Source organism: Bradyrhizobium sp. (assembly GCF_019244115.1).
In the GTDB taxonomy this organism is placed as follows: Bacteria; Pseudomonadota; Alphaproteobacteria; order Rhizobiales; family Xanthobacteraceae; genus Bradyrhizobium.
This window is the reverse complement of sequence record NZ_JAFATE010000596.1, coordinates 1-9,509: the sequence shown is the minus strand read 5'-3', so window position 1 is coordinate 9,509 and position 9,509 is coordinate 1. Positions and strand designations below refer to the sequence as shown.

Sequence of the window (9,509 nt, the reverse complement as noted above, 5' to 3'; positions counted from 1 at the left end):
GCTTACGCGCTCGTCTCCTATCACACCGCCTATATGAAGGCGCATTATCCGGTCGAGTTCCTGGCGGCCTCGATGACACTCGACCTCAACAACACCGACAAGCTCTCCGAGTTTCGCGCCGAGGCGCAGCGGCTCGGCGTCAAGGTCGAGCCGCCATCGATCAACCGCTCGGGTCCGACCTTCGAGGTTTCCGACGGCGCCATCCACTACGCGCTCGCGGCCTTGAAGGGCGTCGGTCCGCAGGCGATCGAACTGATCGTGGAGGCGCGCAAGAAGGGCGGCCTGTTCACCTCGCTCGCGGATTTTGCCGCGCGCGTGAGCCCGCGGGCGATCAACAAGCGCATCATCGAGAGCCTGGCTGCGGCCGGCGCCTTCGACACGCTGGAGCCCAATCGCGCGCGCGTGTTTGCTGGTGCCGACGCCATTCTCGCCGCCTGCCAGCGCAGCCACGAGGCCGAAACCTCCGGCCAGAACGACATGTTCGGCAATGCGGCCGACGCGCCGACCATCATGCTGCCGCAGATCGAACCGTGGCTGCCGGCCGACCGGCTCCGGCGCGAATATGATGCGATCGGCTTCTTCCTCTCAGGTCATCCGCTCGATGATTACGCCACCGCCCTGAAGCGGCTGCGCGTGCAGACCTGGGCCGAGTTCTCGCGCGCCGTGAAGACCGGCGCGACCGCGGGGAAGGTGGCCGCGACCGTGGTCTCGCGCATGGAGCGGCGCACCAAGACCGGCAACAAGATGGGCATCATCGGCCTGTCCGATCCGACTGGCCATTTCGAGGCGGTGCTGTTCTCCGAGGGGCTCGCACAATATCGCGATGTGCTGGAGCCGGGGGCCGCGGTGCTGCTGCAACTCGGGGCCGAGCTGCAGGGCGAGGACGTGCGCGCGCGCGTCCTGCATGCCGAGCCGCTCGACGACGCCGCGGCAAAGACCCAGAAGGGCCTGCGCATCTTCGTGCGTGACACCAGGCCGCTCGACTCGATCGTCAAGCGGCTGCATGGACCGGAGGCGCCGTCGTCCAATGGCGGGTTGCCGCCGAAGGCGCCCGCACCGGCGGCGCGCGCCAATGGCGGCGATGGCGAGGTCTCGCTGGTGATGATGCTCGACCTTCAGACCGAGGTGGAGATGAAACTGCCCGGACGCTTCAAGGTCTCGCCACAGATCGCGGGCGCCATCAAGGCGGTGTCGGGCGTGGTCGACGTGCAGACGCTGTAGCGCCGCGCGACACTCGCAGAACACGCCAAGGTTGCGGATCGGCGTTCGCCGCCATGCCGTCCCGAATCGGCATGGTTGAAACCGGACGCGGTTCTTGGCATGAGGTGTCGTGCGGTCGAAACGGGGCGAGCTCGGCGCGACCTGCGCTCGTCTGCCGTGGGGTCGCATGTCTCTGTTGTTCCGCGCTATTCTCGCATCCGTCGCGCTCACATCGCAGCTTTTCGGAGCCGTTCCGGCCGCCTCGGCATCTGAGGCGCCGTCATCGGCCGCCGAAGGCATCTATGCCGCGGCTCCGCCGCGCCTGTTGCAGATCCGCACGCTGGTCGTGGATGCCGCCCGCCAGACCTCGACCGGATCCGGCTTCCTGGTTTCGGCCGACGGCCTTGCGATCACCAATTATCACGTGGTCTCGCAGGTCGCCCTCGAGCCGGGAACCTATCGGCTGGAATATGCAGCGGCCGATGGCAGCCACGGCGATGTGACCCTGCTTGGCGTCGATTTGCCGAATGACCTTGCGATCGTTCGTCTCGACAAGCATGACGCGCCGTTCTTCGCCTTCAACAAGGCCGCGATCGAGGGGACCGGGCCGCAAAAGGGCGAGCGGCTCTATTCGATGGGCAATCCGCTCGACCTCGGCTTTACGATCGTCGAGGGGACCTATAACGGCCTGGTCGAGAAGAGCTACAACGAGCGCATTCATTTCACCGGCGCCCTCAATCCCGGCATGAGCGGCGGTCCCACCGTGACTGCGGACGGTCTCATCGTCGGCATCAACGTCGCGACCCGCAGGGGCGGCCAGCTCGTCAGCTTCCTGGTGCCGGCCAAATTCGCCGAGGCGCTGCTGCGACGCGTCAGCACGCAGGAAGGCACACCCAATCTACGTGCCGATATCGCAAGGCAGCTCGGCGCATGGCGGGCGGCGCTGTACGCATCGTTTGCGGAGGCCGGATTCCGCTCCAATGCGCTCGGGCCCTACCGGGCGCCGGACTCGGCCGCCACCTGGTTCAACTGCTGGGCGCAAACCAATATGGGTGCCAAGCCGAAGCCGCGCGCGAGGATCGATACGACCGAATGTTCGAGCGACACCAGCGTATTCGTCGCCGAGGATCTCAACACCGGCGCCATCCGGATCGACCATTCCCTGGTCACTGCCGTGGAGCTCAACCAGTTTCAGTTCGCGAGCGCCCTGACGCAGCAGGCCCAGCCGCGCCTGCTCACCGCAGGACCGCTTCGCAAATGGTACACCTCGGAGCGCTGTCACGAGGATTTCGTCCGAGCGGTGCCCGGACCGCAGCACCCGCCGCTCCGGGCCATCTGGTGCGCCAGGGCCTATCGCGAATTCGACGGGCTTTACGACGTGTCTCTGGTCGCCGTGACACAGGACGACGGCAGGGAGGCACTGGTCTCGCGGCTCAGCCTGCAAGCCGTCGGCTATGACGAGGCCGTCGCGCTCGGCAAGCGCTTTCTCGAGACGGTCGAGGTGATCAGATGATCTGGGTCGAGATCCTTTCGCGCCATCGCGATGTTGCGACCCGCCTTCGGCTTGCAGGCCCGGAAGCGCGCATCGGCCGCGGCTATGACAATGATGTCGTCGTGGATGATCCCTACGTGGCCGCACGGCATCTGCGCGTCTTCCGTGACGATGCCGGACGGCTCGTCGTCGAGGATCTGGGCAGTGCCAACGGAATGTTCCTGGACCGCGGCCGGGAGCGTTTCGAACGGATCATCACCGACGGCAAGATGCCGATCCGCATCGGACAGACGTTCCTGCGTATCCGCGACAACGCGCATGAGGTCGAAGTTGAGCGGATCGTCCCTGTTCACAGCGGGCGACGGCGACTGGTCATGGCCGTTGCGCTCGGTGCCTTGATCCTGGGCGTGGACGTGCTCAAACGATGGCTCACCGAGACCGGCGAGCCTCGGATTTCGCACTACGTGACGGAGCTCCTCGCCGTTGCCGCCACGGCGATCGGGTGGGTCGGGATCTGGGCGTTGCTGGCGCGAATCTTCTCCGGCCACGCCCGCTTCCTGAGCAATCTGCTAATCGCCTTGGCGGGGCTTCTCGTCTTCACATTCTACAACGAGTTCGTACAATATCTCGGCTTTGCATGGACCTGGTCTGTGCCTGCGAGCTACGAATATGTCGCCGCCTGGCTGTTGCTCGGAATGACCTGCTTTCTGCACCTGCGCGAAGTCGGCTCGACACATCTCTGGCCGAAAGGCCTGATCGTGACCGCGCTGCTGGTGACCGCGATTGCCGTGCAGACGATCCAGCGCTCGGAGGCGTTTTCCGCCTCGGGCCGGCAGGGCATCACACAGGTGCTGATGCCCCCGGCGTTCCGCGCCGTCCGCCTCCAGGATCAGGACAGTTTCTTCGGCGAGATTGCCGCGCTGAAGGCGACGCTCGACAGTGATCGCGCCAAGGCGAGGCCCGACGACAGCGGTCGGTTCTGATCGGATCCAAGCGGCTGCAGTCCTTGCGGCGCGCGTCTTGCGGCGAGCGACTCGCCTCAGCGATGCGCTTGCCGCGCGTTGACATTTGCCATGGCGGCGCCAAGATTGTGCCGCTATGATGGCGGAGCGCGCCTGTTCAACTCCGGTTCAGCCCGACAGGTCTTGACTGCGGCTGATTTGCGAGGCCGGCGGTCCGACCGGAACCGAAAATCGAAAATTGGCGTTGTCGTTTGATTTGCGAAGGCCTGCGCAGCGGTCCGCCACGGTTCACGAGTTTTGCGGCAAGGGGCGCGGACATCCATGATTGCAGGACGATTTTGGTTCAAGAGTCTTCTGCAGGGACGTTCGGCAACAATGACGCGAAGCGTCCGATCGTTGCAGCAAGGCAGCTCGTGCGGCCGCACAAAGGGGAATCACATGGTTCGACTGTCTTGCTCCCGACTACTGCCCATCGGCTTGGCGGCGCTGATCGTGGCCGCGCTGGTCGCGCCGGCCGCCGCGCAGGGGCCGCAGGCCGGGTCGCAATCCGAAAAGCGCATTGCGCTCGTGATCGGTGATGGCGCCTATGCCAACGGTCCGCTGGCGACAGCGGCCAACGATGCCGGCCTGATCGCCCAGACCCTGCAGGCCGCCGGCTTCGACGTCGTCGGTGCGCGTGATCTCGACGGCGACGCCCTGCGCAAGAGCTTTCGCGATTTCATCCAGAAGGCGGCGGCTTCCGGACCCGGGACCGTCGCGATGATCTATCTGTCGGGTTACGGCATCCAGTATGCCGGCGAGAACTATTTCGTTCCGGTCGATTCCAATATCAGCCGTGACACCGATATCCCGGTCGAGGGATTGCGGATGTCCGACTACATGCGCCAGTTCGGGACCTTGCAGCTCAAGGCCGGCATCGTGGTGCTCGATGCGGCGCACCAGCAGCCCTTCGTGCAAAGCCAGATCGCAAGCGGACTTGCACTGGTCGAACCCGATGCGCGGATGCTGATCGCCTTCAATGCGGCGCCGGGCACGGTGGCGCCGGCCGAGCAGGGCAATTTCGGCGCCTATGCCCAGGCGCTTGCCGAAATGATCCGCACCGGCGGCCTGCCGCTGCCGGAGGTGTTCAACCGCGTGCGGCTGCGCGTGAGCGAGACGTCGAAGGGCGGGCAGATTCCATGGGACGCCCAGAAGCTCGATAGCGACTTTTACTTCTTCGAGCGCGCTCCGGATGCGCCGCAAGAATCCGCGCCGGACCAGGCGATGGCGATGCGCGACAAGCCGATCCGCGACCTCGGCGCACCCGAGGCGTTCAGCGCGGCGCTCGCGCGCGATACGCTGCAAGGCTACGAGGATTTTCTGGCCGCCTATCCGAACGATCCCCTTGCGAGGCGGGTAAGGGCGATCCTTGCCGCGCGGCGCGAGGCGGTCACGTGGCGTCGCACTTTTCGTGCTGATACCCCCGATGCCTATTGGTCGTATCTGCGGCGCTATCCGCACGGACCGCATGCGGAGGATGCGCGGCGTCGGCTGGCGATCCTGACCGCGCCGCTCGAGCCGCCGCCGAGCTTTGCGATGCTCGACTATGACGTGCCGCCGCCACCGCCGGAGGAGATCGTCTACGTCGACCGCCCGGTGCTGGTGTTTGACGATCCCGTGTTCGCCTTCGCGCCGCCGCCGCCCCCGCCGGTATTCTTCCTCCCTCCGCCGCCGCCGGATTTCGTGGTGCTGCCGCCGCCGCCGCCGCCGGTCGGCCTGTTCGTCCTGCCGCAGCCGGTCTTCGTGGCGATCCCGGTCTATGTCCGGCCGCCGGTCTATGTCGCGCCGCCGCCGAACAACATCATCTTCAACAACATCCACAACACGACGGTCATCAACAACGTCATCAACCAGCAGCAGCCCGCAACGGCCGGCAGCTCATTCCAGGCGCTGGCCAAGGCGGCCGCCTCTGGTCAGGCGGTCGGGACGGCCCCCGCAGTGCCGCCTTCGGTCAGCAAACAGGCGCAGCAGATCCAGCAGAACCAGCTGCAACCCTCGCCGACCATGCGCGCGTTCCAGGCCAATCCAACGGCGCCGGCCGTGATCAAGGCCAATGCGACCGCTACGGCGCCGGCAACCCCAAGTCAGAACACGCTGCCAACGGGGAACCAGCTTCCGCCGACCGGCAAAGGAGGCCCCGCAGCTGCCACGGCGCCGGCTGGTGCAGCGACGCCCAATACCGCGACAGCACCTGCTGGCACGATGACGCCCAATGCCGCCAGGTTGTCGCCGGCGACCTCGCCGCCAGCGTCCGGGCCCGCGACCGGCAATCTTGCTCCGAGCGCAAAACTCGCGCCGCCTCCGTCCCCCGCCGGCCCCGCGCCGCAGGCGAGGCCCGGGGCGATCTCTCCGCCAGCCGCCGCGCTGGAGGAGAAGAAATTCGAGGGGAGGAGGCCAGTAGCATCGCCACCCTCGACGGCGGCAAGGCCCGCTCCAACGCCGCCTGCGCCGAGCGCGGCGCTGGAGGAGAAGCGGCCGGGATCGCCGCCTTCGCCGCCACCATCGGCCGCGCGACCGGCGATCAGCGCGGTGAGGCCGACCGCGCCACCGCCTCCGCCACCGCCAGCCGCGCCGAGGCCGCAAATTCAGCACGCGGCGCCGCCCCCGCCGCCGCCGCAGATGGCAAGACCGGCCCCGCCGCCGCCACCGGTGCATGCCGCTCCGCCCCCACCGCCGCCCCACGTTGCGGCGCCTCCGCCCCCGCCGCCGCATGTTGCGGCAGCGCCACCTCGGCCCGCGGCACCGCCACCGCCGAGACCGGCACCGGCGGCCCAGTCCAAAAAGTGTCCGCCGAATGTAGCGAAGTGCTGAGGCCGAGCGAGGGCCTGGACCGCACCGCGCGCGGTCCAGGCGATCGCCGCTGCATTTTCGCCCGAACGGCACTCGAGGAGCGGCAACTGGCAGATTCGGAACAGAGGCGGTGAGCCGGAGCAGCAGTAACGCGGCGGGACTCGCGCTCGCGGCGCGTCATGGTTCTGGTTGAATCAGCGCCGAATTGCTACTCTGGTTGCTCCACCGGAGCTTCTGGGATGTGCGAGAATTGCAGGACGAACTCGCTGCTTTCATTTGCGCCGTCACGGCGTGCAGCACTTTTTTTTGCCGCGTCAGCCATCGGGCTATCGCTGGCGACTGCGGCGGGCGCGAAAGAGGCGAAGAAGCCGCCAAAACCCGAGAACGTCGTTTCGCCCGATGCCGCGCTGGAGCGGCTGGAGGAAGGCAATGAGCGTTACGTTGAGGGCGTGGCGCGTCGCCATGATTTCCGCCACGAGCGCGAGGCGCTGGCGGGAGGCCAGAATCCCTATGCCGCGATCCTGAGCTGTGCCGACTCCCGCATCGCACCGGAATACGCCTTCGACAGCGGCCGCGGCGACCTGTTCGTCTGCCGCGTCGCCGGCAATTTCGCCAATGACGACGTGATCGCGAGCCTGGAGTATGCGGTCGCGGTGCTCGCGACACCCCTGATCCTGGTGCTCGGTCACGACGCCTGCGGCGCGATCGACGCGACCATGAAGTCGCTCAAGGACAACAGCACGCTGCCCGGCCATCTGCCGTCGCTGGTCACAGCGCTGGGGCCCGCTGTGAAGGCGGCATCGGGGCGGGCCGGCGATCCCCTGGCTGGCGCGATCCGGCAGAACGTGATCGACAACGTGGCGAAGCTGAAATCGGCTGCCCCGGTCCTCAATGCGGCCGTGGAGCAGAACAAGCTCAGGGTCGTTGGCGGGATCTACCGCCTGAACAGCGGCAAGGTCGAGCTGATCGGGTAGGGAGTCTCCGCGAGCCAAAAAAGCGGGGTCGGTGGATACCCGGGACCGGACTGAGCAGGGCGAAAATGGCCCTCAAACCGGCCTTATTTCCTTGCGTCCGGCCGAAAACCGGCTATATAGCGCGCCATCTCACACGGAAACATGGCTCTCAAAGGCCGTCCGGTGGCAGCCGGGCCGATCAGGTCCGCTTGCTCACACGTTTCCGGAGGAACCAACCGGAGAACTGAACCAATGGCGCTACCTGAATTCACCATGCGCCAGCTGCTCGAAGCTGGCGTGCACTTTGGCCACCAATCGCACCGCTGGAATCCGAAGATGGCGGAATACATCTTCGGCGCCCGCAACAACATCCACATCATCGACCTCGCCCAGACCGTGCCGCTGCTGCATCGTGCGTTGCAGGCGGTGAGCGACACCGTGGCCAAGGGCGGCCGCATCCTGTTCGTCGGCACCAAGCGGCAGGCCCAGGACGGCGTCGCCGACGCGGCGCGGCGCTCCGCGCAGTATTTCGTCAACTCGCGCTGGCTCGGCGGCACGCTGACCAACTGGAAGACGATCTCGGCCTCGATCAAGCGCCTGCGGCACCTCGACGAGGTGCTGGGCTCCGGCGAGGCCAACTCCTACACCAAGAAGGAGCGGCTGACCTTGCAGCGCGAGCGCGACAAGCTCGACCGTTCGCTCGGCGGCATCAAGGAGATGGGCGGCCTGCCCGACATGATCTTCGTGATCGATACCAACAAGGAAGACATCGCGATCCAGGAGGCCCAGCGACTCAACATTCCGGTCGCCGCGATCGTCGACACCAATTGCGACCCCAAGGGCATCGCCTATGTGGTCCCGGGCAACGACGATGCCGGGCGTGCGATCTCGCTGTATTGCGATCTCGTGGCGCGCGCCTCGATCGACGGCATTTCGCGCGCACAAGGCGACGCCGGAATCGACGTCGGCGCCTCCGCGCAGCCGGCCCGCGAAGAGCTGCCGGTACCTGCCGGGCAGACCTCCGCCTTCCAGGGCCTCGCCGGTCCGCGCGGCACCGCCGACGATCTCAAGAAGCTCACCGGCGTGTCGGGTGCGATCGAGAAGAAGCTCAACGATCTCGGCATCTTTCATTACTGGCAGCTCGCCGAGCTCAATCATGATATCGCCCACCAGATCGGCGAAGAGGTCGGCCTGCCGAGTCGCGCCGACGCCTGGGTCGCGCAGGCCAAGATCCTCACCGCGGAACCGGAATAAACTGACACCTTGGCCGGTGTTCACACCGGCTTCGATCTTCGTTTGATAGACATCCCTGACGAATGGCGGCGGAGCCTTTCAGGCTTCGCCGCGTTTGCACAGGCAGAGGACGTTGAAAATGGCTACAATCACCGCGGCGATGGTCAAGGACCTGCGCGAATCGACCGGCGCAGGAATGATGGATTGCAAGGCGGCGCTCACCGAGAGCGGGGGCGACATGCAGGCCGCGCAGGACTGGCTGCGCAAGAAGGGCCTTTCGAAGGCCGCGAAGAAGGCCGGTCGCGTCGCCGCTGACGGTCTGATCAGCGCGTTGACGAAGGGCACGAAGGGCGTTCTGGTCGAGGTCAATTCCGAGACGGACTTCGTCGCGCGCAACGATCAGTTCCAGGGCCTCGTCAAGATGATCGCCCAGGTCGCGCTCGAGGTCGGCGCCGATGTCGAGAAGATCAAATCTGCCAAGGTCGGCAGCGTCACGGTTGAGACCGCAATTGCCGACGCCATTGCGACCATCGGCGAGAACATGACGCTGCGCCGGGCTGCTTCGCTCGAGGTCGGCAACGGCCTGGTGTCGAGCTATGTCCACAATGCAGTGGTGGAGGGAGCCGGCAAGATCGGCGTGATCGTGGCTCTCGAATCCACAGGCAAGATCGATGAACTCGCGGTTCTCGGCCGTCAGCTTGCCATGCACGTCGCGGCAGCAAAGCCTTTTGCGCTCGACCCCGCCGGTCTCGATCCGGCGCTGGTCAAACGTGAGAAGGATGTGCTCGCCGACAAGTACCGTCAGCAGGGCAAGCCGGAGAACGTGATCGAGAAGATCGT

7 protein-coding genes are annotated in these 9,509 nt (G+C 66.2%); all 7 read left to right on the top strand.

The genetic code is table 11. From position 1 onward, the window contains the following. The coding region (locus JOZ76_RS26460; protein WP_441300102.1) for a helix-hairpin-helix domain-containing protein at positions 1–1,221 on the top strand (1,221 nt) is incomplete at its 5' end. A 166-nt stretch (positions 1,222–1,387) separates the two neighbouring features. Beyond that, complete coding sequence (locus JOZ76_RS26455) at positions 1,388–2,713, top strand: S1C family serine protease (RefSeq protein WP_291703656.1); 1,326 nt, start codon at positions 1,388–1,390, stop codon at positions 2,711–2,713. Beyond that, a complete protein-coding gene (locus JOZ76_RS26450) occupies positions 2,710–3,675 on the top strand; it encodes an FHA domain-containing protein (RefSeq protein WP_291703654.1) in 966 nt (321 codons plus the stop codon). The genes JOZ76_RS26455 and JOZ76_RS26450 overlap by 4 nt, the downstream gene beginning before the upstream one ends. 417 nt (positions 3,676–4,092) lie before the next feature. Then, positions 4,093–6,504, top strand: coding sequence for a caspase family protein (locus JOZ76_RS26445; RefSeq protein WP_291703652.1), 2,412 nt, complete (start codon positions 4,093–4,095; stop codon positions 6,502–6,504). Between the two features lie 218 nt (positions 6,505–6,722). Continuing rightward, the gene (locus tag JOZ76_RS26440) at positions 6,723–7,457 is read left to right on the top strand and encodes a carbonic anhydrase (protein ID WP_291703650.1); all 735 of its coding nucleotides are present in this window, start codon (positions 6,723–6,725) and stop codon (positions 7,455–7,457) included. Positions 7,458–7,688: 231 nt separating this feature from the next. After that, entirely contained in the window at positions 7,689–8,690 is a 1,002-nt protein-coding gene (locus tag JOZ76_RS26435) for a 30S ribosomal protein S2 (RefSeq protein ID WP_291703644.1), read from the top strand. Between the two features lie 118 nt (positions 8,691–8,808). Beyond that, positions 8,809–9,509, top strand: a 701-nt coding sequence (tsf, locus tag JOZ76_RS26430; RefSeq protein WP_291703642.1) for a translation elongation factor Ts, incomplete at its 3' end; no start/stop codon positions are given.

Coding starts and splice junctions, on each gene's coding strand:
- JOZ76_RS26455 (WP_291703656.1), top strand. CDS start 1,388: ATGTCTCTGTTGTTCCGCGCTATTCTCGCATCCGTCGCGCTCACATCG.
- JOZ76_RS26450 (WP_291703654.1), top strand. CDS start 2,710: ATGATCTGGGTCGAGATCCTTTCGCGCCATCGCGATGTTGCGACCCGC.
- JOZ76_RS26445 (WP_291703652.1), top strand. CDS start 4,093: ATGGTTCGACTGTCTTGCTCCCGACTACTGCCCATCGGCTTGGCGGCG.
- JOZ76_RS26440 (WP_291703650.1), top strand. CDS start 6,723: ATGTGCGAGAATTGCAGGACGAACTCGCTGCTTTCATTTGCGCCGTCA.
- JOZ76_RS26435 (WP_291703644.1), top strand. CDS start 7,689: ATGGCGCTACCTGAATTCACCATGCGCCAGCTGCTCGAAGCTGGCGTG.